This window comes from Pantoea sp. JV6, assembly GCF_025910055.1.
In the GTDB taxonomy this organism is placed as follows: Bacteria; Pseudomonadota; Gammaproteobacteria; order Enterobacterales; family Enterobacteriaceae; genus Pantoea; species Pantoea agglomerans.
In genome coordinates, this window is sequence record NZ_JAPCIM010000027.1 from 18,172 (window position 1) to 43,159 (window position 24,988).

General features: G+C 54.3%; 24 protein-coding genes and 1 pseudogene. 19 read left to right on the plus strand and 6 right to left on the minus strand.

The window, feature by feature from the left end; translation table 11 throughout:
• Positions 1-294 precede the first annotated feature (294 nt).
• The 7 genes from arnB to arnF are packed head-to-tail and all read left to right on the plus strand — an operon-like array spanning position 295 to position 7,646.
• Positions 295-1,431, plus strand: a complete 1,137-nt coding sequence (arnB, locus tag OK412_RS22675) for a UDP-4-amino-4-deoxy-L-arabinose aminotransferase (RefSeq protein ID WP_060678748.1) — start codon at positions 295-297, stop codon at positions 1,429-1,431.
• Between the two features lies 1 nt (position 1,432).
• Complete coding sequence (gene arnC, locus OK412_RS22680; protein ID WP_060678746.1) at positions 1,433-2,416, plus strand: undecaprenyl-phosphate 4-deoxy-4-formamido-L-arabinose transferase; 984 nt, start codon at positions 1,433-1,435, stop codon at positions 2,414-2,416.
• The gene (gene arnA / locus OK412_RS22685) at positions 2,413-4,392 is read left to right on the plus strand and encodes a bifunctional UDP-4-amino-4-deoxy-L-arabinose formyltransferase/UDP-glucuronic acid oxidase ArnA (protein ID WP_132499717.1); all 1,980 of its coding nucleotides are present in this window, start codon (positions 2,413-2,415) and stop codon (positions 4,390-4,392) included. Before arnC ends, arnA begins: the two co-directional genes overlap by 4 nt.
• A complete protein-coding gene (gene arnD, locus OK412_RS22690; protein WP_045139865.1) occupies positions 4,392-5,294 on the plus strand; it encodes a 4-deoxy-4-formamido-L-arabinose-phosphoundecaprenol deformylase in 903 nt (300 codons plus the stop codon). The genes arnA and arnD overlap by 1 nt, the downstream gene beginning before the upstream one ends.
• Positions 5,294-6,961, plus strand: coding sequence for a lipid IV(A) 4-amino-4-deoxy-L-arabinosyltransferase (gene arnT / locus OK412_RS22695; protein ID WP_264353626.1), 1,668 nt, complete (start codon positions 5,294-5,296; stop codon positions 6,959-6,961). Before arnD ends, arnT begins: the two co-directional genes overlap by 1 nt.
• Before the next feature lie 2 nt (positions 6,962-6,963).
• Positions 6,964-7,284, plus strand: a complete 321-nt coding sequence (arnE, locus tag OK412_RS22700; RefSeq protein WP_010257131.1) for a 4-amino-4-deoxy-L-arabinose-phosphoundecaprenol flippase subunit ArnE — start codon at positions 6,964-6,966, stop codon at positions 7,282-7,284.
• Positions 7,281-7,646, plus strand: a complete 366-nt coding sequence (gene arnF, locus OK412_RS22705; protein ID WP_264353627.1) for a 4-amino-4-deoxy-L-arabinose-phosphoundecaprenol flippase subunit ArnF — start codon at positions 7,281-7,283, stop codon at positions 7,644-7,646. The genes arnE and arnF overlap by 4 nt, the downstream gene beginning before the upstream one ends.
• A gap of 104 nt (positions 7,647-7,750) precedes the next feature.
• Here arnF and OK412_RS22710 read toward each other — a convergent pair whose 3' ends face one another.
• Complete coding sequence (locus tag OK412_RS22710; RefSeq protein ID WP_233267992.1) at positions 7,751-7,942, minus strand: hypothetical protein; 192 nt, start codon at positions 7,940-7,942, stop codon at positions 7,751-7,753.
• Positions 7,943-8,119: 177 nt separating this feature from the next.
• On the opposite strand from OK412_RS22710, the pseudogene OK412_RS22715 reads away from it, so the two are divergent.
• The 3 genes and pseudogenes from OK412_RS22715 to OK412_RS22725 all read left to right on the plus strand — a co-directional run.
• A pseudogene (locus OK412_RS22715) lies at positions 8,120-8,395 on the plus strand (SAM-dependent DNA methyltransferase); the annotation flags it as partial.
• 119 nt (positions 8,396-8,514) lie between these two features.
• A complete protein-coding gene (locus OK412_RS22720) occupies positions 8,515-8,847 on the plus strand; it encodes a type II toxin-antitoxin system RelE/ParE family toxin (RefSeq protein ID WP_031292300.1) in 333 nt (110 codons plus the stop codon).
• Positions 8,844-9,134 (plus strand): helix-turn-helix domain-containing protein, encoded by a 291-nt coding sequence (locus tag OK412_RS22725; protein ID WP_022624282.1) that lies wholly within the window; start codon positions 8,844-8,846, stop codon positions 9,132-9,134. Before OK412_RS22720 ends, OK412_RS22725 begins: the two co-directional genes overlap by 4 nt.
• 269 nt (positions 9,135-9,403) lie before the next feature.
• Here the strand turns inward: OK412_RS22725 and OK412_RS22730 are convergent, their stop codons facing one another.
• From OK412_RS22730 to pqiB, 3 genes are all read right to left on the minus strand, one after another.
• Positions 9,404-9,691: a type II toxin-antitoxin system RelE family toxin gene (locus OK412_RS22730; RefSeq protein ID WP_264353628.1), complete on the minus strand. Its 288-nt coding sequence runs from the start codon at positions 9,689-9,691 to the stop codon at positions 9,404-9,406.
• Positions 9,688-9,939: a type II toxin-antitoxin system Phd/YefM family antitoxin gene (locus tag OK412_RS22735; RefSeq protein ID WP_039387444.1), complete on the minus strand. Its 252-nt coding sequence runs from the start codon at positions 9,937-9,939 to the stop codon at positions 9,688-9,690. The genes OK412_RS22730 and OK412_RS22735 overlap by 4 nt, the downstream gene beginning before the upstream one ends.
• A 140-nt stretch (positions 9,940-10,079) precedes the next feature.
• Positions 10,080-11,732, minus strand: coding sequence for an intermembrane transport protein PqiB (pqiB, locus tag OK412_RS22740; RefSeq protein ID WP_264353629.1), 1,653 nt, complete (start codon positions 11,730-11,732; stop codon positions 10,080-10,082).
• Between the two features lie 594 nt (positions 11,733-12,326).
• Here pqiB and OK412_RS22745 point away from each other — a divergent pair.
• The 3 genes from OK412_RS22745 (at position 12,327) to yahO (ending at position 14,337) form a co-directional block, all read left to right on the plus strand.
• Complete coding sequence (locus tag OK412_RS22745) at positions 12,327-12,653, plus strand: DUF3302 domain-containing protein (RefSeq protein WP_245115324.1); 327 nt, start codon at positions 12,327-12,329, stop codon at positions 12,651-12,653.
• A gap of 1 nt (position 12,654) precedes the next feature.
• Positions 12,655-13,791 carry an HlyD family secretion protein gene (locus tag OK412_RS22750; protein ID WP_033786324.1) on the plus strand — a complete coding sequence of 379 codons (1,137 nt, stop codon included), beginning with the start codon at positions 12,655-12,657 and terminating at the stop codon, positions 13,789-13,791.
• A gap of 276 nt (positions 13,792-14,067) precedes the next feature.
• Entirely contained in the window at positions 14,068-14,337 is a 270-nt protein-coding gene (yahO, locus tag OK412_RS22755; protein ID WP_010257103.1) for a DUF1471 family periplasmic protein YahO, read from the plus strand.
• 314 nt (positions 14,338-14,651) lie between these two features.
• Here the strand turns inward: yahO and OK412_RS22760 are convergent, their stop codons facing one another.
• Entirely contained in the window at positions 14,652-15,578 is a 927-nt protein-coding gene (locus OK412_RS22760; protein WP_170933491.1) for a sulfonate ABC transporter substrate-binding protein, read from the minus strand.
• Positions 15,579-15,697: 119 nt separating this feature from the next.
• The gene (locus OK412_RS22765) at positions 15,698-17,587 is read right to left on the minus strand and encodes a sigma-54-dependent Fis family transcriptional regulator (RefSeq protein WP_022624277.1); all 1,890 of its coding nucleotides are present in this window, start codon (positions 17,585-17,587) and stop codon (positions 15,698-15,700) included.
• Between the two features lie 274 nt (positions 17,588-17,861).
• Between OK412_RS22765 and ssuD the strand changes: the two genes are divergently transcribed.
• The 6 genes from ssuD to OK412_RS22795 all read left to right on the plus strand — a co-directional run bounded on the left by ssuD (position 17,862) and on the right by OK412_RS22795 (position 24,973).
• Entirely contained in the window at positions 17,862-19,034 is a 1,173-nt protein-coding gene (gene ssuD, locus OK412_RS22770; protein WP_158132463.1) for an FMNH2-dependent alkanesulfonate monooxygenase, read from the plus strand.
• Between the two features lie 19 nt (positions 19,035-19,053).
• The gene (locus OK412_RS22775; protein ID WP_264353630.1) at positions 19,054-20,466 is read left to right on the plus strand and encodes an FAD/NAD(P)-binding protein; all 1,413 of its coding nucleotides are present in this window, start codon (positions 19,054-19,056) and stop codon (positions 20,464-20,466) included.
• Between the two features lie 68 nt (positions 20,467-20,534).
• Positions 20,535-21,944: an LLM class flavin-dependent oxidoreductase gene (locus OK412_RS22780; protein WP_022624274.1), complete on the plus strand. Its 1,410-nt coding sequence runs from the start codon at positions 20,535-20,537 to the stop codon at positions 21,942-21,944.
• Positions 21,945-22,012: 68 nt separating this feature from the next.
• Complete coding sequence (locus OK412_RS22785; RefSeq protein WP_163641609.1) at positions 22,013-22,150, plus strand: hypothetical protein; 138 nt, start codon at positions 22,013-22,015, stop codon at positions 22,148-22,150.
• Positions 22,151-22,302: 152 nt separating this feature from the next.
• Entirely contained in the window at positions 22,303-23,763 is a 1,461-nt protein-coding gene (locus OK412_RS22790; protein WP_033781082.1) for an MFS transporter, read from the plus strand.
• A complete protein-coding gene (locus tag OK412_RS22795) occupies positions 23,756-24,973 on the plus strand; it encodes a monooxygenase (protein WP_187495434.1) in 1,218 nt (405 codons plus the stop codon). The genes OK412_RS22790 and OK412_RS22795 overlap by 8 nt, the downstream gene beginning before the upstream one ends.
• Positions 24,974-24,988: the final 15 nt, after the last annotated feature.

The window sequence follows — 24,988 nt, forward strand, 5'->3', positions numbered from 1 at the left end:
AAAAGAGTTGATGCCAGGGCTATTATTAGCCATTTAATAGTGAACTTTTTCTGAAATTCTTAACTTGCTCTCCCTTGATTTTATTTCAATTCACACTCTTCATTTAATGTTCAGTTAACTTTCATACGGTAGTTTGTATTAGCAGTCCGGTAACCTTAATTCCAGAACGGGAAAGCGTGGTGTCGATAACACCCTGGCCGACTGTGAGTCATTCGCTATTTCAATTATTTTCCGGCGTTGTGCCTGATTAACAACGCGCGACAGCTTATGGGTTTGATCTGCAGGAGTTTTAGCATGGATTTTTTGCCATTTTCCCGGCCTTCATTCGGTGATGAAGAGCTGGCTGCTGTTAAAGCGGTATTTGACTCTGGCTGGATAACGACCGGGGCAAAATGCGCCGAACTGGAGCAGGCCTTTGTTCAGATGACCGGCAACCAGCACGCCATTGCAGTAAGCTCTGCCACTGCCGGAATGCATGTCACGCTGATGGCGATGGGGATCGGGCCTGGCGATGAGGTGATCACGCCGTCCATGACCTGGGTCTCTACCCTGAACCTGATCACGCTTCTGGGTGCCACGCCGGTGATGATTGATGTGGATCCCGACAACCTGATGGTCACGCCGGACCGGATAGCGCAGGCGATTACGCCCCGCACCCGCGCGATTATTCCGGTGCATTACGCTGGTGCACCTGCCGATCTCGCGTCAATCTATCAACTGGCTGAGCAGCGTGGGATTGCCATTATTGAAGATGCGGCTCACGCGGTGGGCACCACATATCACCAAAAACCGATCGGGCATCGTGGTACGGCGATTTTCTCTTTCCACGCCATCAAGAATATCACCTGCGCGGAAGGGGGCCTGGTGGTGACCGATGACGCCACTCTCGCCGATCGTATACGCAGCCTGAAGTTTCATGGCCTGGCGGTGGATGCGTTTGATCGTCATACCCAGGGGCGTCTGCCGCAGGCGGAAGTCATGATGCCGGGCTTTAAATATAATCTGCCCGATATCAGCGCGGCGATTGCGCTGGTGCAGTTACAGAAACTGCCGGGCTTTATTGCCCGCCGCCGTGAGATTGCTGAACGCTATCTTGAAGCGCTGCGCACGCTGCCGTTCACGCCGCTGTCACTGCCCGCCTGGCCACATCAGCATGCGTGGCACCTGTTTATTATTCGCATTGATGAACAGCGCTGCGGTCTGTCGCGCGATGCCTTTATGCAGGCACTGAAGACGCGGGATATCGGCAGCGGATTGCATTTCCGTGCGGCGCATACCCATAAATATTATCGCGAGCACTATCCCGATTTACGTCTTCCCGCCAGTGAACTTAACAGCCAGCAGATGTGTTCGATTCCACTGTTTCCGTCAATGACGGATCAGGATGTCGAACGTGTGATTCAGGCTTTACATGACATTGCCGGAGCCTGAGATGCGCGATATCAAACCGATCAACATGCTCTCCGTGGTCATCCCGGTCTATAACGAGCAGGAGAGTCTGCCGGAGCTGCTTCAGCGCACCTGCGCCGCCTGTGACTCAATTAAGATTGAGTATGAAATTCTGCTGGTGGATGACGGCAGCAGCGATCGTTCTGCCGAACTGATTGAACAGGCCGCCACCGTTCCCGGCAGCCGGATAACCGGCGTGCTGCTCAACCGCAACTACGGTCAGCATTCCGCCATCATGGCCGGATTCAGCCAGGTCCGTGGCGATGTGATTATTACGCTGGATGCCGATCTGCAGAACCCGCCGGAAGAGATCCCGCGGCTGGTTGACGCCGCGCGTCAGGGTTATGACGTGGTGGGTACCGTCCGTCAGCAGCGCCAGGACAGCTGGTTCCGTCGGAAGGCCTCGCGCACGCTCAACCGGCTGATTCAGCGGGTCACCGGTAAGGCGATGGGCGATTACGGCTGCATGCTGCGCGCCTATCGTCGCCACATCGTCGAGGCGATGCTCAACTGTCACGAGCGCAGCACTTTTATTCCGATCCTGGCCAACACCTTTGCCCGACACACCATTGAGCTGCCGGTGATCCATGCCGAGCGCGCTTTTGGCGATTCGAAATACAGCTTTATGCGGCTGATTAACCTGATGTACGACCTGGTGACCTGTCTGACCACCACGCCGCTGCGATTGCTCAGCGTGGTCGGCAGCCTGATAGCGCTCTCCGGCTTCGCCTTCTCTTTGGTGTTGATCGTGTTGCGACTCTTTTTTGGTGCGGCCTGGGCGGGTGACGGCGTCTTCGTGTTGTTCGCCGTGCTGTTCATGTTTATCGGCGCCCAGTTTGTGGGTATGGGACTGCTCGGGGAGTACATCGGGCGCATTTACAACGACGTTCGGGCACGTCCGCGCTATTTCGTTCAACGCATTGTTCACGCTCCAGAAGAGCCTTCAGTACAGGATATTCAATCATGAAGACCGTTGTTTTCGCCTATCACGACATGGGCTGTGTCGGCATCAATGCGCTGCTGAGTGCAGGCTATGAAATCACCGCCATTTTTACTCACAACGATGTGGCGACCGAAAACCACTTTTTCGGCTCAGTAGCCCGTCTGGCGGCAGAGCATGGCATTCCGGTCTATGCACCCGACGAGGCGAATCACCCGATCTGGCTTGACCGCATCCGCACCATGGCACCAGAGATGATCTTCTCTTTCTACTATCGCCATCTGCTGAGTGATGAGATCCTGCAATGCGCTCAAAAGGGTGCTTTTAACCTGCACGGCTCGCTGCTGCCAAAATATCGCGGCCGGGCACCGCTGAACTGGGCGCTGGTCAACGGCGAAACTGAAACGGGCGTTACGCTACATCGCATGGTGAAGCGTGCGGATGCCGGTAATATTCTGGCGCAGCAGAAGGTCGCTATTGAGGATCAGGACAACGCGCTGACGCTGCATCGTAAACTGACCCAGGCTGCAGAGCAGTTGCTCGGCGACGTTTTACCTCGTCTGCGCGAGGGTGAGGTGAGTGAATGGCCACAGGATGAGCGTCAGGCGACCCGGGTTGACCGCCGCACGGCTGAGGATGGCCGCATTGACTGGAATCAGCCTGCTCAGACGATTCACAATCTGGTCAGAGCGGTTACCGATCCCTGGCCTGGCGCATTCGCCTTTGCCGGTTCGGTTAAATTTATCGTCTGGAAGAGCCGGGTTCATCCGCAGCAGCATCAGGCAAAGCCAGGGACGGTACTCTCTAAGCAGCCATTCCTGATCGCCTGTGGCGAAGGCGCGCTGGAAATCCAGACCGGCCAGTCCGAGCATGGCGTTTACATGAATGGCAGCCAGCTGGCGCAGAGTCTGGGCATCGTCCCTGGCGCACTGCTCTATTCAAAACCGCAGTCGGCGCTGCAACGTCGTACCCGCGTGCTGATCCTTGGCGTTAACGGCTTTATCGGTAATCATCTCACTGAGCGTTTGTTACAGGATGAGCATTTCGAGGTCTATGGCCTGGATATCAGTTCAGACGCGATCAGCCGCTTCCTGGATCATCCGCGCTTCCATTTCGTCGAAGGGGATATCGCTATCCATTCCGAATGGATTGAGTATCACATCAAAAAATGCGACGTCATCCTGCCGCTGGTAGCCATCGCCACGCCAATTGAGTACACCCGCAATCCACTGCGCGTGTTTGAACTCGATTTCGAAGAGAACCTGAAAATCATTCGCGACTGTGTGAAGTATCAGAAGCGCATCATTTTCCCATCCACTTCAGAAGTTTACGGCATGTGTACCGATGCCAGCTTCGATGAGGATTGCTCTAATCTGGTCGTCGGGCCGATCAACAAACAGCGCTGGATCTACTCGGTATCCAAACAGCTGCTGGACCGCGTTATCTGGGCCTACGGCGAAAAAGAGGGGCTGCGTTTTACCCTGTTCCGTCCGTTCAACTGGATGGGACCGCGTCTGGATAACCTTAATGCAGCGCGCATCGGCAGTTCCCGCGCGATAACCCAGCTCATTCTTAACCTGGTAGAAGGCTCGCCCATTAAGCTGATTGACGGCGGCAAACAGAAGCGCTGCTTTACCGATATTCAGGATGGCGTTGAGGCGCTATTCCGCATTATCGAAAACAAACAGCTGAATTGTGATGGTCAGATCATCAATATCGGTAATCCGGACAACGAAGCCAGTATCAAAGAGCTGGCCGAGCAGCTGCTGGCCAGCTTTGAACGTCATCCGCTGCGCAGTCAGTTCCCGCCGTTTGCCGGTTTCCGCGAAGTAGAAAGCAGCAGCTACTACGGCAAAGGCTATCAGGATGTGGAACACCGTAAACCGGCTATCCGCAATGCGCGTCGCTTACTCGGCTGGACACCGACCGTGACGATGGATGTCACTATCGACAACACGCTCGACTTCTTCCTGCGCACCGTTGAGCCACAGGCTGATAAGTGATGAAGAAGATCGGTCTGCGGATTGACGTAGATACCTGGCGCGGCACGAAGCAGGGCGTGCCGGCGCTGCTTGAGCTGTTCCGGCGTCATGCGGTGCGGGGCAGCTTTTTCTTCAGCGTGGGACCAGACAACATGGGCCGCCATCTCTGGCGGCTGGTGAAACCGGCGTTTCTTATGAAGATGCTGCGCTCCCGTGCCGCGTCGCTCTATGGCTGGGACATCCTGCTCGCCGGAACGGCGTGGCCGGGAAAGCAGATGGGACGGAGATTGCGGCACATCATGCAGGACGCCACTCGTCAGCACGAAGTCGGTCTGCACGCCTGGGACCATTTTGCCTGGCAGACCTGGGCCGGCGTCTGGCCGCAGGATAAGCTGGTTGAGCAGATAGCACGCGGCACCGAAACGCTGAGTGAGATACTCGGTCATCCTGTCAGCTGTTCGGCCGCCGCGGGCTGGCGAGCCGATGGCCGGGTGATCGCCGCCAAACAGGACTTTGGCTTTCACTACAACAGCGACTGTCGCGGCAGCGGCCCGTTCCGGCCCATGCTGCCGGATGGACAGATCGGTACCGTACAGATTCCGGTGACGTTGCCCACATGGGATGAAGTGGTTGGCCGCGAGGTCAGCGCAGAAGGCTATAACGACTACATTCTGGCGAAAATGCTCTCTTCTGATGATGGGGCGGTCTACACCGTGCATGCCGAAGTCGAAGGGATTATCGGCTACCCGGACTTTGACCAGCTGCTGGCTGCTGCGGACCGTCACGGCATTCAGTTCTGTCCGTTAAGCGAGCTGCTGCCCGACGATCTAAGTACCTTGCCGGTGGGCAGGGTGGTCAGAGGCGAAATCCCCGGACGGGAAGGGTGGCTGGGCTGCCAGAAACTGACTGAAGAGGCGAACTAGTGCGGATACGTAACAACACGAAGTGGCTACTTTTTTTCAGCTTTTTTATTCTCTATTACCTGCTTCCGCCGATGTTCCGCGATCTCTGGCAGCCGGATGAGACCCGTTATGCGGAGATCAGCCGGGAGATGCTGGCAACCGGTAACTGGGTGACGCCACACTTCTTCGGTCTGCGCTATTTTGAAAAACCAATTGCGGGTTACTGGGTCAACTCGCTGGGTCAGTGGCTGTTTGGCCACAACAACTTTGGCGTGCGGGCGGGATCGATATTCTCCACGGCGATGACCGCCGTGCTGATCTACTGGCTCGGCAGGCGGTTGTTTGGTTCGGCACGCACGGCTGCCGTCGGCACGATTATTTTCCTCAGTTCGCTGCTGGTCTATGGCGTTGGCACCTATGCGGTGCTCGATCCGATGCTGATGCTCTGGCTGGCTGCCGCGATGTGCAGCTTCTGGCTGGCGACGGAGGCCAGCGGACGCGCCGGGCGGGCGGGCGGCTATCTGCTGCTGGGTCTCGCCTGCGGCATGGGGTTTATGACCAAAGGCTTTCTGGCGCTGGCAGTGCCGGTGCTGGCGATTCTGCCTTGGGCGATCTGGCGGCAGCGACTGCGCGAACTGCTCTGCTTCGGTCCGCTGGCGCTGCTCTCAGCCGCGGCGATCAGCGCACCCTGGGCGCTGGCGATCTATCATCAGGCACCGGATTTCTGGCACTATTTCTTCTGGGTTGAGCATATTCAGCGCTTTGCTGAGGACAATGCCCAGCACAAAGCGCCTTTCTGGTATTACCTGCCGGTTCTGCTGCTGGGAACGCTGCCGTGGCTGGCACTGTTACCGGGCGCATTGATGACCGGCTGGCGCGAGCGTCAGCAGCATCCCGGCGCGCTCTATCTGCTGAGCTGGACGGTGATGCCGCTGCTGTTTTTCAGCCTGGCAAAAGGCAAGCTGCCAACCTACATCCTGCCCTGTTTTGTGCCGCTGTCGCTGCTGATGGCGCACTATGGCCTGAACGCCGCACAGCGGGCAGGGCGCGCATTAACAGTCAATGGCTGGCTCAACCTGATTTTCGGCATCATTACCCTGGCAACGGTCGTGCTGGTGCTCGCTCCCTGGAGTGTGACGCATCATCCGCTGTTCGCCACGCACGAGATGCTGAAGCTTGCGCTGGGGGCACTGGCATTTCTCATCTGGGGGCTGGTGGGCGCATATAGCTGCCGCTCTGCACAGCGCCGCTGGCTGGCGGCCGCGCTTTGCCCGCTGGGCGTCGCCCTGTTTATTGGTACGGCAATCCCGGATAAAATCCGCGACGCCAAACAGCCGCAGCGTTTTGTCTCGACGATCAGCCAGCGTCTGGCCTCAAGTCACTTTATCCTGGCGGACAATCCCGGCGTGGCATCTGCCGCAGCCTGGCATCTGCAACGTAGCGATATCGGCTTCTATGACACCAAAGGCGAGCTGGAATATGGGCTGAGCTACCCGGATGCGCAATCCCGCTTTGTCTCTCAGGCGGACTTCGGCGGCTGGCTTGCCGATCATCGCCGTACGGGAAGCGTATCACTGCTGTTGCTGGTTGATTCAGTACACAGTGATATCGGCGAGGATGTTCCGGTGCCGGACGCCATCTATCGCCAGGGCAGGCTGGTCTGCCTCTATTACAGTCAGATGAAGTGATGCTGCTGCTGCTGATTGTACTGGTCAGTCTGCTCAGCTGCAGCGCGCAACTGTGCCAGAAACAGGCGACCCACGCGGCATCGCGCCGGGTCCGCTTAAGCTGGATTGGGGTGAGCGTGCTATTGCTGGGTGTCGCGATGCTTCTCTGGCTGCTGGTGCTGCAGCGGGTGCCTGTCAGCCAGGCCTATCCGATGCTGAGCCTTAACTTCATTTTCGTTGCGCTGGCAGGACGCATCCTCTGGCGCGAGCGCCTGACGCTGCGCCAGATCTTCGGCACGCTACTGGTGGTGACGGGTGTGGCGCTGATGGCGAGCCAGCTATGAAAGGGTATGGATGGGTCGCCTGCAGCGTGCTGCTGGTCTCAGCGGCACAGCTGATGATGCGCTGGGCGATGCCGCGACTGCCCGATGTCAGCAGCATAACGTCGCTGCCTGCTGTTGCCCTGCTGCCCGCCTTGCTGCTGCTGGCCGGGCTGGGCGTTTATGGTGTTTCAATGCTCTGCTGGATTCGGGCGCTGCGCTATTTTCCGCTGAACCGCGTCTATCCGCTGCTCAGCCTCAGTTATGTGCTGGTGTGGCTGGTGGCTGTCTGTCTGCCGGTATTCCATGAGGCGTTCAGCTGGCACAGCCTGGCGGGCGTAGTGATTATTGTCATCGGCCTGCTGTGTATCGTGGTTAAGCCCTGATTTAAGAATGACGTTAGCGTTTGCGCATCAACTACGCCTTTTATTAGCGTTTTTGGGCAGCGAGTAACTCTCGCGGCATTAAAGTATTTGCGGTAAACGGCGGGTCAGCAAAGCGGTTTTATCTTTGCAGCCAGCTCGCCAATATCGCTGACGATCAGATCAGGCACAGGCGCCAGCGGATACAGTGCCTGCCCTTTGCGGGTAACAAATGCAGTTTTCATGCCTGCACGTTTTGCTCCACCCACATCCCAGCCATGCGCAGCCACCATCATGCACTCTGAGACGGGCTTGCCCATCTCTTTCGTCGCTTACTGATGCGCTGGGGAGACTCTATCCGCTGAAACAGGCATGCCATGAGAACGGGGACTGTGAAACGTTCATGTTTGCAGAAATGTACTGCGGCGGGATAACGGACATTTATGCCCGTATCGGTGTGCGTTACTTCCGCCTGCTTAATTACACCCACATAACCGATGCTACCTTATGCAGATTGCCTGATTGAAGTCGGATTTAATCCATCAGTTCAGATGTCCGTCAGTTGATTTGATATTGATCCTGTCACGGTGGATATGGCGTTTATACAGCTTTCCCTGCTGGGCATTGCAGCCGAGGTTGTCACCGGTAATACGCTGACGCTGGAGTTTAACCGGGTGCGCTATACACCGGCTTACTATCTCAACGATTTTGAAGAACGTCTCAAAAGCCAGCGCCGGATCAAGGCGATGCTGGATTTTATCAGGGCAATGTAGGCCATGGACAAAACAGCAGGAAACTACATGGTAGGGAAGCAGTGGTTACGGGTTTGTATGGGGTGCATGAGTAATGCAGAAATTGCACAATATACGAAATTTCGTATAATGAGGTGATGATGCGTAAGAAAATCAGTTTTATTGACAGCAGTCTTGAGGATCTACGGGCTTTCCCAGAAGAGGCCCGGACCGCATCAGGGTATCAGCTTGACCTGATCCAGCAGGGACTGGAGCCGGACGACTGGAAGCATTTTGCTACGGTAGGTCAGGGAGCACGTGAAATCCGAATCCGGGGTAATGACGGCATTTTCCGGATCATGTATGTCGCCAAATTTGAAGAAGCCGTGTATGTGCTGCACTGTTTCCAGAAAAAGACACAAAAGACCAGCCAGAGTGACGTAGAACTTGCCCGAAATCGTTATCGCCGATTGGTTGAGGAGCGTAAAAAATGAATATTCAGACTTTTGATAATGTGTGGGACGCTCTTAGCGAAACGCCAGAGCAGGCGGAAAATATGAAACTCCGCGCCGAGTTAGTAGGCCGCCTGAATAGCTGGATTAAACGTAATGGCCTGAATCAGGCCACTGCTGCTGCTGCGCTGGGCGTTTCACAGCCCAGAGTGTCCGAGCTGGCAGGAGGTCGGATCAACTGCTTTTCAATTGATAAGCTGGTCAGCATGATGTCACATGCCGGACTGCACATAACCAGTATTGAGATAAGCGAACCAGAGGAAGCTTGAGCTGCCTTTTTGCATCGCGCGAACTGCCAGGACGGTAGCCCCTTCGGGGCAGGATAAACCCGGTGCTGATGCACCGGCTATACCCTTTCACCTGACCGTCTTCATCCCTTCCCATCTGACGCTGATAGCTTGCCGTTTCTGCTATCAAGTGACACTACCAAATTGGCCATCTGCAGAAGTGCGCATAATACTAATTATGTTAAATGAAGTGTCTGATTATCAATATCGCTTGAATTACGTCAATACTCATCGGACACAGCCCTCCCTCCCTACCGCATCCTCTCACTGGCAAGATGATAAACATCGCTGCGCTCGCGTTTACCCATAGCAACAACGGCAATCACCAGCTGATCGTCTATTACCTGATAAACCAGGCGAAACCCGGACGCTCTGAGTTTGATTTTATAGCAGTCTTTAATCCCACGTAGTCTGGCAGAAGGAATATGGGGATTGTCACAACATTTCTTCAGTTTTTTGGCAAACTGCTGCTGGAGAGATTTGTCCAGCTTCTGCCACTCTTTAAAAGCCTCTTCCCTGAATTTGACGGTATAATTCACAAAAGCGCATCCAAATCGACATCAAGCAGACGCTGGCCGCTGCGTTCACTGACCAGCTTAACCAGTTCCTGATCGTCAAGGGCATCAAGCATCTGTTCATAAAGCTCAGCCGGGACGCAATAGAATGCAGGCTGGTTGCGGTTAAGAATGGCGACAGGATAACCGTCACCTGCATTAACCGTGGCCATCGGGTTTTTCTTCAGTTCGCTTACGCTGGCGCTGGTATCGCTTAAAATAATGTTTGGCATAGAGCCTCCAGGACTGCTTAACAGGTCTTTATAGTAGCAGCCTCAAGACCTGATAACCAGTCTCTTTCGGTAGATACAAATGGCTATGTTTGATGAACTGCAAAGGCTGAATGAGCCATTTGAAATGCCGGAAGATGGGGTTATTTTTCATTTCTCTTTTTCGCGCCGACAGGAACAGGATCGTCAGTTGCAGTATCCTGAATAATTAGCGCGTTGCTTTTCTTATCTAATGTCTTGAGAAGTGGCTGCAATTCTCTGAGCACAAGGTCCAGACGCTGCATATCCCCCGTCAATTTTTGATATACGGGCGATCCAGGCTGAATACCTTTTATGCTGCGGCTGAGCTGTTGCAGGCTTTGCTGCATATCCTCAGACAGTGTTTTCATTGCAGGGCTGCTGATAAATCCATCAATATGCCTGAGCGATTTTTGTATTTCTGTCATGGTGCGCTGACTTTGTTTTAGCGTACCGGTCGCAACTGAAATCAGTGGCCGAAGCGGAAGGCTGTTCATCTTATCCACTATAGCCATAATCTTTTGCTGTATCTGGTTTAAACCACCAGGCGTTGTGGGGATGACTTTGTAACCCGCGACGATATCCGGTCCTTTGTCAGGCTCAACATTTGCATAATAGTCTAAGTCGATAAACAGCGAACCAGAAAGCAGACTGCCTGTTTTCAGCGAACCTCTTAACCCCTGTTTTTTACCCAGCTGTAGCTTTTTCTCCAGGTCAAAGTCTTGCCTCATACCGCTCATGAATCTCTGCGGTTCAATGTGAATCAGTACGGGAACCAGATAATGGCTGCGAAAATTCTGGATTATCTCTGGAGAGTTAAAAGGAACCTGAGCAACCGTCCCCAGGCGTATTCCACGAAACTCGACAGGCGCGCCTGCCTGAAGTCCGCGAACAGAATCGGAAAAGAACATCACGAAGTCGAGGTGTTCGGTATAACGTGAATTCGCGATGCTTCGCAGATCGTCATAAAGAGTATAAGTTGCTACGCCCTTAACCGGCTGGCCCAGGGCCACGCCTTCAGGCAGGTCAAAACTTACCCCGCCACTTAATAATGTGGTGATGGACCCCATCTCCACACGCATCCCGGATGAGGATAAATCCACGGCAATCCCGCTATTCTTCCAGAAACGAACGTTTGAGGTGACAAGCTGATCAAAGGGCGAAGCGATAAAAACCTGATAACGCATCATCCTTTTTTCCATATCAAACCGGCTGTTCTCGACTGACCCGACACGCAGGCCGCGAAACAGTACCGGGTAGCCCGGCATGAGTTGCCCCGCTTCACGACTATTAAGCGTGATTCTGATCCCCTTTGCATTCGGTGAGGCCTGGGGAGGCGCATCTGACAGCTGATAACGTTCCAGCGCTGGCCCCGGAGAACCTGGCTGTAAGGCTATATAGGCGCCTGAGAACAAGGTACTTAAGCCCGTTATTCCTTCGAATCCAATTTCAGGCCTGACCACCCAAAAAGCGCTATTGCCGTTCAATAGTTTTTGCATACCAGTGTGCATGCGAACCTTGATCTCGACGTGCTTAAGATCGTCAGTAAGCTCGGTACTTTCAACGACACCCACATCAATGTTGCGGTTTTTTATTACGGTTTTACCTGCCTTAATCCCCTGTGCGTTTTCGGTCATCAGAATCACCAGAGGTCCCTGCTGGCTTTTATGGTAATACAATAAAAAGGCAGCGATGAGCAGCGTGACAAAGGGAATGATCCAGACAGAAGACCATCTTTTGTTGGGGTTTACATGAGCACTATCCGGCTTATCCGACAAAGTATGGACTCGTGTAAGAACAGAGTAACCTGAACTTTTCAGGGCGTTCTGTTGAAGAAGGATTCGATCTCAGGGCTATGTATTCGCTGGTCTTTCCTGAGGCCATGATAGTTAATCTCATCATTAAGCGTTAAATTTCAATAAGTCAGGATCATAAAATCTACTATCAAACGGAGATCTATTATTTTCCAGTAAATAATGGATCGGATAATTCGCAACAACGTCGGGACAGGATAGTTAATAAGTATAAAGATATTTTTTTAAATAAAGCTTTAGAAATACAAATCTGTGATCAACGTGTCATGTTATTTTAATAAAATCAAATCAATCAGTTACCAATCTCATGGAGGTTAACGACTCAAAATAAAGAGGAATAATCCTGCGTTTAAAGTGTAATAAATACACTAAAATCATCACCAATGAACAGTATTGCCCAACTACGTCCTCGCTGAAGTGCCTCAAATCCCTGAGCGCTGCATGACTTTCTGGTATTGCGTCTGTCAACAAGGTGTGTCAGGTTAACTCTTTTACGAATAGAAACATTCTTGCAGACGTTCTAATTTCACTTCGCATTCCAATTTAGCAGAGGCACCTATGTTCCTTAACTATTTTGCTTTGGGTATGCTGATCTTCGTTTTCATAATTATTTTTTATGGAATTATCGTTCTTCATGATATTCCCTATTTAATCGCAAAGTCCCGTAATCATCCTCATGCCGATGCCATTCACGTCGCAGGTTGGGTAAGTTTGTTTACACTGCATGTCATATGGCCTTTCCTATGGATCTGGGCCACTCTTTATCGTCCGGATCGTGGTTGGGGTATGCAGAACCAGTACACTTCATTACTGGAACTGCAGCAGCGCATAGCAGAACTGGAGCGTTTACAGGCTGATTCGAAACCGCTGCGACCGGAGCGATGATATGGATCTGCTCATTATTTTAAGCTACGTTGCGATAGCCTGGGCTGTTTTTAAAATATTTCGCATACCCGTCAATAAATGGACAGTGCCAACAGCGGCCCTCGGTGGCGTTTTTCTGGTCAGCGCGCTAATTCTGCTAATGAATTATAACCATCCCTATACGTCACTGGCACAAAAAGCGGTTGTCGCGATTCCTGTTACCCCACAAGTGACCGGCGTCGTAAATGAAGTTACTGATAAAAAAGAAGTGCTTATTAAAAAGGGAGAAATGCTCTTCACCCTGGATCAGACTCGTTATAAGGTCCGCGTCGAAAGATTACAAGCCGACCTGAGCACCGCTATTAACAATATTGAAGCGATGAAAGGACAATTAAGCGAAGCCGTTGCCTACACAACCCATGTATCTGCTGAGCGGGATAGATTATTTCTGGACTATCAACGCTATCTCAAAGGCAGTAAGGCGAAAGTCAATCCATTCTCCGAACGTGACATTGATAATGCCAGGCAGGCATTTCTGGCGCAGGATGCCCTGGTAAAAGGTTCACTGGCGGAACAGGAGCAGCTCAGAAGCCAGTTGACCAGTGTATCAGGAGGAGAACAATCCCAGATAGCCAGTCTGCGCGCGCAATTAGCAGAAGCCCGGTATAACCTGGATCAGACAGTTGTTCGCGCACCCAGTGATGGTTATGTCACTCAGGTCTTAATCCGTCCCGGAAGCTACGCAGCCGCCCTGCCGCTGCGCCCGGTCATGATATTCATTCCTGTACAAAAACGTCAGATCATTGCTCAGTTCAGACAAAATTCCCTGCTTCGCCTCACGGCGGGAGATGAAGCAGAGGTCGTTTTTAATGCCCTTCCGGGACAGGTATTCTCAGGAAAACTGCTCAGAGTTTTGCCAGTGGTTCCAGGCGGAGCTTATCAGGCACAGGGAACGGTGCAATCACTGAGCCTTGCTTCAGGTTCTGACGGCGTATTAGCCATAATTGAATTAAACCCAAATCAGGACGTTGATGCATTGCCAGACGGCATATTTGCGCAGGTTGCGGTCTATTCTGACCACTTCACGCATGTTTCGGTCATGCGTAAAATTTTGCTGAGAATGACCAGCTGGGTGCATTACCTCTACCTGGATCACTGATGATGATAAATATATCCTTAACTTTCCATCGATTAACCGTTGGCCCCCATTTCAGAAGATGTTAATCAGAACAGTTATGAGCGGCCTGACTTTGTAATAAGCTCTGATTTTAAATTACCCTGAAAACACGGCGGGTGGTTAATTAAATTACTGATCGGTTATCACAAAACAGGATCGTAAATAAGCTTTTGAAATAGCTGTTTGCATTGAATATGCTATGTTTTAAATGTAGTTACGAATTCTAATTGTCTTTTATAACATTCCGAGGATACGTATATGAAAAAATTAATTTTTGGTGTGGTTATTTGCTCTTTATCGTTTGGCTCATTTGCTGCCGAAATGATGTCAAAGAATGATTTTATGAAAGTGAAGGATCAGTATGAAAAGATAGGCGATATCTCAACATCAGGTGAGACCAGCCCTTCAGATGCAAAAGCGGAGCTATCAGAAATGGCCGATAAAAAAGGCGGCGATGTGTTCGTGCTGACCTCAGCCAATACGAATAACAAAATTAAAGGTACCGCTGATGTATACAAGAAAAAATAGCGAAGTAACGAAGCTATCTGTCTGAAATACAGACTGAAATAGATGATTTTTTTCGGAGCCTCAGGAAATATGTTCTTAATACAGGTTAATCGATGCCCTTTACTAACGTAAAGGGCATCTTTCTTACAGCACCATCAGGACTTTAAACCGTTTTCAGCGAGGATGAGCTGAACGTCGGTGACAGGACCTTATCTGCCCAGGCTGAAGCGCGGATAACACGTTACGCTAATCCGCCTGCACTTGATTAACTCCAGGCGATGACGTTATCAGCCGTCAGGCGAAGGTTCCGCTAATCAGCCGCCGCCCGCCTCCCCCTATTTCTTATCCAGCGACCAGGTTGCACTGCGGATATCGACCTTCACTGGTAACAGACCAATCTGGGTAAACTTATCGGCCAGAGCCTGCTGCTGCGTGAAGACTTCAGGTGTCATCCGCTCAGCCCCGAACGGCATCCTTGCCAGCGCCCGTTGCCAGATCGGCTGCGGCAGACCGGTTGAGGTAGACATGATTTTTGCCGCCTCTTCCTGATGTTGATTGGCCCAGGTACTTAGCGACCCAAGCTCATCCACCACCTGGCTGGCGATTTGCGGCCAGGTTTCCGCAAACTTACGGCTGGCAAGATAGAAGGTGTAGTGTGGCACCAGGCCTTCGGCATTTTTAATCAGCCGCGCGTGGGCGTTGGTTTCAACTTCTGCGTAGTAAGGATCCCAGATTACCCAGGCATCCACTGCACCGCGCTGGAAAGCGGCACGCGCATCCGCGGGTGGCAGATAGACCGGTGTAATGTCTTTATAGCTCAGCCCCGCCTGCTCCAGCGCAGTGACCAGCAGATAGTTAACGTCAGAGCCTTTATTCAGCGCCACGCGTTTGCCTTTGAGATCCGCCACGCTTTTAATGGGGGAGTCGGCGGGCACCACAATCGCCTCAGTTTTGGGGTTGGCGGGAGAATGTGCCAGATAAACCAGATCGGCCTGTGCGGCCTGAGCAAAAGTCGGTGGCGCGTCGCCAGTTGCGGCCAGATCGATACTGCCGATGTTCAGGCCTTCCAGCATCTGCGGCCCAGCCGGGAACTCAATCCAGTGAACCGCAATCCCCTGTTTCTTAAATTCCTGATCCAGCGTGCCGCGATATTTCAGCAGGGCGAAGATATTGGCTTTCTGAAAACCAATGTTAACTGTTTCGGGCTTCTCTGCTGCAGCCTGGGTGTTGAACGCTAATCCCGCCTGGGCGGCAATAATCATTGCGCTAAGCAAAACTCTTTTCATCTCTCATTCCTGAGTCTGGTTGTTGTCAGCGCAACATAACAAACGCAGGTTGAAGCGCTTAGTGATCAAATGTTCGATGCTTAGCGAAAAAAACGCTATGGATGCCAGACCGACTCACGTACCCGAATGGCGCGACTCAATAGCCCCAGTGCATAGAAGCGGTCAGCGATGGTCTGCTGTTCCCGAATGATGGCTAAGTTCATGCGCTGGGTCTGGTGGCTGCGCCGCGCTAAGGCATGCATCAGTGAAGGCGCTGATATCCCGAGTTCGGTTGAGAGCAACGCAGCGGCTTCAGCACGGTGTGCATCGATGTAGCGGCCAGTCTGCTCCAGCGCGGTGAGCAGAACCTGCAGCAGATCGCCCGACTGCGCGGCGAACCCGCGTTCGGCAAGGTAAAACTGATGATTATTGACCCGGCCGGTGCCATCAGCGATCACCCTGAACTGTCCGCTGTTCTCTGCATCGCTGAGCAGCGGATCCCACATCATCCAGGCATCCACTGCGTTGAGATCGCTGGGCGTCAGCGGATATTTGGGCGGTGCATAGACGATGCGCACATCATCCAGCCCTAAACCCGCTTCATCCAGAATCTGCAGCAGCAGATAGTGAACGTTGGAACCACGATTTACGGCGATGCGTTTTCCTCTGAGATCGCCAATCTGCTGAACCGGGCTGCTGTTCGGTACCAGCAGTGCCACGCTCTGCGGCGCGGCGGGTTCCCAGGCCACATAAACCATCGGGCTGTTGCTGGCCTGCGCAAACAAGGGGGGAACTTCACCGGTCGTCCCGAAATCGATCTCCTGTTGGTTCAGCGCATGCAGAAGCTGCGGACCCGCAGGAAACTCACTCCACAGCACGCTGACGCCTCTATCGGCCAGCTGCTGTTCCAGTGACTGGCGCGCTTTCAGGATGCCGAGGTTGCCAAATTTCTGATAACCGATGCGCAGTTCCCGCTCCCGTTCGGGCTGCTGATTCAGAGAAGTGTCGCGCTGACGCAGTGAAGTGCGGCGCGGTTTAATCACTCCCAGATGGCCCAGTTGGGTGCGCAGCGTATGACGACTGATGCCAAGCAGCGCGGCGGCCTGCAGTTGATTGCCCTGAGTGAGTTCCAGCGCATTCTTTATCAGCGCCTCAATCACCCGGGGATAGAGCGGTGTTTCGCTCTGCTGCATCTGCTGCCGTAAAAACTGATCCAGCGCCTCCTCTCCCGGTGGCAGCTCGCTACCCGTGAGGTTATTCAGCCGCAGCTGCTGCGGCGTGACCAGCGAGGTTTTGCTGAGCAGGACGGCATTATGCAGGGTGTTCTCCAGCTCGCGGATGTTGCCCGGCCAGCTGTAGTTCATCAGCGTGGCGACAGCATCTTCACTGAGACGTAACTGAGGTCGGCCCAGACGGCGCGCATAGAGCTGCAGGAAGTGAGTGGCCAGCACCGGGATATCTTCGCATCGCTGGCGCAGCGGCGGCAGCGTGACGCTGGCCACATTCAGCCGGTAGTAAAGGTCTTCCCGGAAGCGCCGTTCACGAATCGCCACCGCCAGGTCGCGGTTGGTGGCCGCAATGACCCGCACATTGACCTTTACAGCCCGGGAGGAACCCACACGGGTAATCTCGCGTTCCTGCAGCACGCGCAGCAGCTTCACCTGCAGCGATGCGCTCAGTTCACCGACTTCATCCAGCAGCAGCGTCCCGCCCTCTGCCGCCTCAAACCAGCCGCGATGCCGATCCTGTGCGCCGGTAAATGCCCCTTTCTCATGACCAAAGAGCTCCGACTCCGCCAGACTCTCAGTGAGGGCACCGCAGTTGACCGCCAGAAATGGCTGTCTGCTGCGGGCGCTGTGATGATGCAGATAGCGCGCCATCACCTCTTTGCCGGTGCCGGTTTCACCAATGATCAGCACCGTCGCGTCGGTAGGCGCAAGCTGATCCAGCACGCTTTTAAAGGCGCGCGATGCGGGGTCAATCAACTCAGGGCTGGTAATCTGCATCTCATTTACCGGGTTAACTGGAAAGCCATGACCATACCGCGTGGCTAACGCGGAAACGAGAGGCTAACCGGACCGGATTGTTGCCAATGCAGCAGACTGTAACTTTACCTGTCGCAAATGCAGCAATATTCAGCAAGAGGAAATATAAATATGTTATTGAATAGATGAGATAAATTTTAATAAACAGACTGGCACGCATCCTGCTAACAGCTATATAACTAAAGAATTTATGCCTATGTATTAAATTCAAATATCGTTATAAAGGAATCTGCTAATGAGTCATGCGACACAGGAAAACCTCAACCTCTTCTGGTTTCTGCCCACCCATGGCGATGGGCGCTATCTTGGCACCACCGAAGGCGGCAGAGCAGTCGATTTACCCTATTTACAGCAGGTTGCGCTGGCAGCAGATAATCTGGGCTACTACGGTGTATTAATCCCGACCGGTAAGAGCTGCGAGGATTCCTGGCTGGTCGCCTCTGCGCTGGCACCGATCACCAAAAAGCTGCGCTATTTAGTGGCCGTACGTCCTGGCCTGCAACCGCCAAGCCTGGCGGCGCGTATGGCGGCTACGCTGGATCGGCTTTCTGGCGGACGTTTACTGATTAACGTGGTCACGGGTGGCGATCCGGTTGAGAACAAAGGTGACGGCATCTTTCTGAGTCATGAAGAGCGCTATCAGGTGACCAGAGAGTTTCTTGAGGTCTACTCCCGCCTGCTGAAAGGCGAGAAGGTCGATTTTTCGGGCGAGCATATCCGCGTGGAAGGCGCTGAGATTCTCTTTCCGCCGGTGCAGGAAAATGGCCCACCGCTCTATTTTGGTGGCTCGTCTGATGCCGCTATCGACGTTGCGGCGAATCAGATCGACACTTATCTGACGTGGGGTGAGCCGGTTGAACAGGTAGCGGAAAAACTGGCGGTGGTTCGTCAGCGGGCGCAGGAGAGTGGCCGTAGCCTCTCCTACGGCATCCGGTTGCATGTCATTGTCCGTGAAACCGAAGAGGAAGCCTGGGCGGCGGCCGATCGGCTGATTTCTCATCTGGATGAAGAGACCATTGCCGCCGCGCAGAAGATCTTTGCCCGCATGGACTCAGCCGGACAGGCGCGGATGAGCGCGCTGCATCAGGGCTCGCGAGACAGCCTGCGCATTGGCCCCAATCTCTGGGCAGGCGTCGGCCTGGTGCGCGGCGGTGCGGGTACTGCGCTGGTGGGGAGTCCGCAGCAGGTAGCCGATCGCATCCGGGAGTATCAGGCGCTGGGGATCGAGAACTTTATTTTCTCCGGCTATCCGCACCTTGAAGAGGCGCACCGTTTCGCTGAACTGGTGATGCCGCTGTTACCGCTGGCTGCCAACGCCGAAAAGAAACAGCGCAGCGTGAACACCGGTCCTTTTGGTGAAACCATTGGCGGCGACCGTCGTCCTGATAAACAGGCCAGCGCCAGTTAACAGAAGAGAAGGTTCGCTTATGTCACAGCAGCAGATAGTCATTATCGGTGGTGGTTTTACCGGCACCGCGCTGGCGATCCATCTGGCCCGGGCTGGCCAGGCAGGGTTGCATGTGACGGTGATTGAACCACGAGCGCAGCTTGCTCAGGGTGTGGCATACGGCACCACCGATCCGGCCCACCGCATCAATGTGCCAGCCGCCAGAATGCAGCTTGCTGGGGATGAGGAGGGCATATTTGACCGCGACTATCGCGCATCGCCCGCCTTTCAGGCCGACCCGGACGCGTTGTGGCGTGACGGCAATGTCTACCCGCAACGCGGGGAGTTTAGTCGCTGGGTCAATGCGCAGTTTGTGCATCAGCAGCAGCATTCGCCGGTAAAACTTAGTCATCTGCGTGATAGCGCGGTTGCGCTGCAGCATGGTGTAGTGACCACAGCCTCAGGGCAGAAGATCCGGGCCGATCAGGTGGTGCTGGCCATCAGCCATCCACCGCCGGACCTGCATGCGCTGCTGAAGCCCTTACAAGGGCATCCGGGGTTGATTGCCAATCCCTGGCAGAATGGCGCGCTGGCACAGGTCGCACCTGACGATCGGGTAGCGATTATCGGTTCAGGGCTGACCATGTCCGATGTGGTGGCATCGCTGCATCGCCAGCAGCATCGCGGAGAGATTACCGCCTTCTCACGCCGTGGACAGCTGCCGCGAGCCAACCTGAGCGGCAGCGATGAGAGCTACACCCTGGATTACAGTCAGCCACAGCCCGCCAGCGCACGTGGCTGGTTACATCGGGTGCGTCAGGAGGTAAAACAGGCAGCCGCGTTAAATCTCCCCTGGCAGCTGGTGCTGGATGATATCCGCCGTAACGGCCAGCGTATCTGGCAGAGCCTTTCACTGCATGAGCAGCAGCGTTTTCTGCACCATCTACGCCCCTGGTGGGATGTTCACCGCTACCGGATTGCCCCGCAGGTAAGCCAGATACTCAACCAGCAGCAGGCGAGCGGTCAGTTGTCACTGCTGGCGGCGCGGCTGATGGGCGCGGAAGCGATGGGAAACAATCTTCAGCTGACGCTGCGCCTGCGTGGAGCGCAATCAGAAATCCGGGAGGTGGATAAAGTGATTGTCACCACCGGGCCAGCGCACAACGCACTGCTTAAAAGCAACGCGCTGCTGCGCCAGCTCCACGGCGACGGCGTGATTCAGCCCGACCCGCTGGCGCTGGGCATTCAGGTTAACGCGCTGTCACAGACGCTGAATGCGCAGGGTGATGCCAATCCTCATCTCTATGTAGCCGGGCCTGCCGCGCGTGGTCGCTTTGGCGAACTCATGGGATTACCGCAGGTTGCAGAACACGCTGAGTCCGTAGCACGGCAGCTACTCTCCACCACGCCGCTGCCCCTCAGCGAGCGATGTCCCGGCTCACTCATCTACTGAATCACCCTTCCGGAACAATTACTAAAAGGTGGGCGGCAAGCGATTGCCGCATCCGCCGAGGAGTCGCTATGTCATCGCAACGTGAAATTCGCCTGAATGCTTTCGATATGAACTGTGTCGGTCATCAATCGCCCGGCTTATGGGCGCATCCCCGGGATCGCTCCTGGCAGTACAAAGATCTGGAGTACTGGACCGACTTAGCACGCCTGCTGGAGCGCGGCAGGTTTGATGGACTGTTTATTGCTGACGTGCTTGGGGTCTACGACGTGCTCAACGGCAATAACCAGGCCGCGATTCGGCACGCCACGCAGGTGCCGGTAAACGATCCGCTGGCGTTAATCACGCCGATGGCGCTGGTGACGGAACATCTGGGCTTTGGCCTGACCGCCTCACTGTCGTTTGAACACCCCTACCCGTTTGCGCGGCGGATCTCGACGCTGGATCATCTGACCAAAGGCCGCATTGGCTGGAATATTGTAACCTCCTATCTGGAAAGCGGTGCGCGTAATATCGGACATCAGGCTCAAACCGACCACGATGCGCGCTACGACTATGCCGATGAATATCTGCAGGTTATCTATAAGCTGCTGGAGGGAAGCTGGGAAGATGGTGCAGTCCTGCGCGATCGTGAACGTCATATTTTCAGTGACCCGAATAAAATCCATCCGATTAATCATCAGGGTAAATTCTTCCAGGTGCCCGGCATCCATCTGTGTGAACCTTCGCCGCAGCGCACGCCGGTACTATATCAGGCGGGCGCCTCCAGCCGCGGTAAAGCGTTTGCGGCGGAGCATGCCGAATGCGTGTTCGTGGCGGCACCTTCGAAAGTTCTGCTGAAGAAAACCGTGACGGATATTCGCCGGAGAGCCGCTGAAGCGGGACGCGATCCCCGCTCCATACTGATCTTCAACCTGCAGACAGTCATTGTGGGTGAAACCGACCTGGCGGCGCAGGCCAAATGGCAGGAGTACAAACGCTATGTCAGTTACGAAGGCGCGCTGGCGCTGATCTCAGGCTGGACCGGCATTGATTTCGGGCAGTATCAGCCGGATCAGGTACTGAAACATCTGCACACCAATGCGATTCAATCGGCGGTTGAGACATTCTCCACTGCCGATCCCAACCGCCAATGGACGGTACAGGGCCTGGCAGACTGGGTGGGCATTGGCGGATTTGGTCCGCTGCTGGTGGGCAGCGCTGAAACGGTGGCCGATGAGCTGCAAAGCTGGGTCGAAGAGACAGACGTCGATGGTTTTAACCTCGCCTACGCCGTAACGCACGAAACCTTTACTGACGTGGTGGAACTGCTGGTGCCGGAACTGCAAAAGCGTGGCGTCTACAAGCAGCAGTATCAGCCCGGTACGCTGCGTGAAAAGTTATTTGGCCAGGGGCCGCGGCTGGCGTTGCCGCATCCGGGTGCCGGTTATCGCCGGGGTGCGGATGTGGAACAGCGAGCAGCAAGGGTGGAAGTTTCATAACAGAGACGGCTGGCTGCCCGGCATGAATAACCGGCGCATAGCAAAGTGCAAAGAAACAAGAGTACGTCTTGTCGCCGGTAGATGGACAGGCATTACCGGACCGGTCATTGCTGTTAACCGTTGCTGAACCGGTCTGCCATGTGCTGCTGAAACCTCACCCGTTTCAGCAGTATAAAAACAACATTTCGCTGAATGCTACCGGATGAATTTTATATTTCATGCGGGGTCTGGTGTGGGTGAAATATAAATCTATCTTATTGAATTAATTATAATAGTTATCTGATTTTGTTGGTTGTTAACTATGCCAGTAATTCATATAAAACCCTCGCTACCTGCTGAATATAATAACGAGGATACGATGAGTACATTAGAAATTGACAACACCTTAACTGCGCCACCGCCTCACTCTCAACCGGTTCGATCGGTGAGTGATGTGGCCCGGCTGATTAACAGTAACACCGAAAAAAACAGCTATGCGCGCTGGATTGTTTTCCTGGCGCTGGGCGGCGTGTTTCTTGATGCCTACGATCTCACTACCCTCTCCTACGGCATTGATGATGTGGTGAAGGAGTTTGGTTTAACCCCGGTACTCACGGGCCTGGTGACGTCGTCAATCATGATCGGCACCATTGTGGGTAATCTGGTCGGCGGCTGGCTGACCGATAAATATGGCCGTTACTCAGTGTTTATGGCGGACATGTTGTTTTTTGTCGTCTCCGCCATTGCGGCAGGTCTGGCCCCCAACGTCTGGGTGTTGATTGGTGCCCGTTTTCTGATGGGCATCGGCGTCGGGATCGATCTGCCGGTTGCCATGGCCTATCTGGCAGAATTCTCTAAGTTCTCCGGCAAGGGCAATAAAGCATCGCGCCTCGCAGCCTGGTGCCCGATGTGGTATGCCGCTTCGTCTGCCTGCTTCTTTATTATTTTTGCACTCTATTTCCTGCTGCCCGCCGAACATATCGACTGGCTGTGGCGCGCCTCGCTGCTGTTTGGCGCCGTACCGGCGCTACTGATTATTGCGGTGCGCAGTAAGTTTATGAATGAGTCACCGCTGTGGGCGGCGAATCAGGGCGACCTGAGCGGTGCGGTGCGTATTCTGCGTGACTCTTACGGCATTGTTGCGCATGAGGAGCCGCCCGCTAAAACCGATGCGGTGAAAGCGAAGCCGAAAGTGCGTTTCCGCGTACTGTTTCAGAAGCCTTATCTGGAGCGCACGGTCGTCAGTGCGGTGATGAACGTCTGTATTTCATTTGAATACACCGCCATCGCTTTCTTCCTGCCCTCTATCCTGGCGCAATTTCTCGGCGCGGGCGTATTTGAAACTATCTCTGCCTCGCTGGGACTGAATGCGTTGTTCGCCTTTACCGGCGGGCTGTTGGGGATGCGACTGGCGTGGAAATTTCCCTCACGGCATGTCGCAATCGCCGGATTTGCGCTGCAGTTTATCGCGCTGATTTCGCTGGCATTGATTGGTCATCCCCAGGCGACAGCTGGCGTGGTGTTTGCGGTGCTGATGCTGGGTTTGTGGCTCTTTGCAGAGGGATTCGGACCCGGCGCGCAGTTGATGATCTATCCGGCGCTCTCCTACCCGACCCACATACGCGCCACCGGTGTCGGCTTTAGTCGTTCGCTCTCTGGTGTGGGAAGCGCGCTGGCGCTGTTTATTCTGCCAATTTTGCAGGCGCGTTACGGCACCAATATGTTCTGGATTGTCTCACTGGCCGCCCTTATCCCGATTATTTTCCTGTTAATCATTCGTTTTGAACCGACCCGACAGGACATCGATGAACAACCCGACTCAGGAGAGGATCATGTCTGAATTAAATCGTACCGAATTTGCCGAACTGGTTCAGCATTTCAGGCCGCTATTCGCCCGCATCGCTGAGGGGGCAAGTGCCCGTGAAACCGAACGCACACTGTTGCATGAACCGATTAGCTGGCTGAAAGCGGCGCGCTTCGGGACCCTGCGTATCCCTAAAGAAGAAGGCGGCTTTGGGGTTTCGCTGCCGCAGTTATTTGCTCTGCTGACCGAACTGGCTGAGGCAGATTCGAACCTGCCACAGGCGCTGCGTGCGCACTTCGCATTTATTGAGGATCGCCTGAACCAGCCAGCCAGTGAGGATCGGCGTCGCTGGTTCCGCCGCTTTGTGGACGGTGAGCTGGTGGGCAGCGGCTGGAGCGAGATCGGCGCGGTGAAGCTGGGTGAGGTCAATACTCAGGTTTCTCCCGATGAGGGGGGATGGCGGATCAGCGGTGAGAAGTTCTACAGCACAGGCACGCTCTATGCAGACTGGATTGATGTCTATGCTCAGCGCGCGGATAACGGTCGTGACGTGATTGCACTGGTGAACACCCACCAGAATGAGGTGGAGCGCGATGATGACTGGGATGGCTTCGGGCAGCGACTGACCGGCAGTGGTACGACGCGCTTTCATCAGGCCCGGGTTGAACTGCCCCATGTCTATGATTTCAGTGAGCGTTTCCGCTATCAGACGGCATTCTATCAGCATGTCTTACTGGCCACGCTGGCGGGCATCGGGCGGGCGGTGGTGCGCGATGCTGCTCAGGGCGTGGCGCAGCGTAAGCGTATTTACAGCCACGGTAATGCGCCGCAGGTGAAGCAGGATGTGCAGGTGTTGCAGGTGATTGGTCAGATAAGTAGCTGGGCATGGGCAGCCGAAGCCGCCGTCGACCGGGCGACCCATTCGTTGCAGCGGGCATTTGAGCTGCAACTTAGTGGCGCAGATGAGGCACAGCTTCATGCGGCAAACGTGCTGGCCGAAGTAGAGTCCGCTCAGGCACAGGCGGTGGCCGTTGAGCTGGTGACGCGTGCGGCAACAGAATTCTTCAATGCGCTGGGTGCATCTGATACCCGAGTCAGCAAGGCACTCGACCGGCACTGGCGTAATGCACGAACGGTGTCGTCGCACAATCCGGTGATCTACAAGCTACGTAACGTGGGTGACTGGGAGGTGAACGGCACCGATCCGACCTTCATCTGGCAGATAGGCAATGGAAATGGAGTATAAAACCGCTGTTTCATG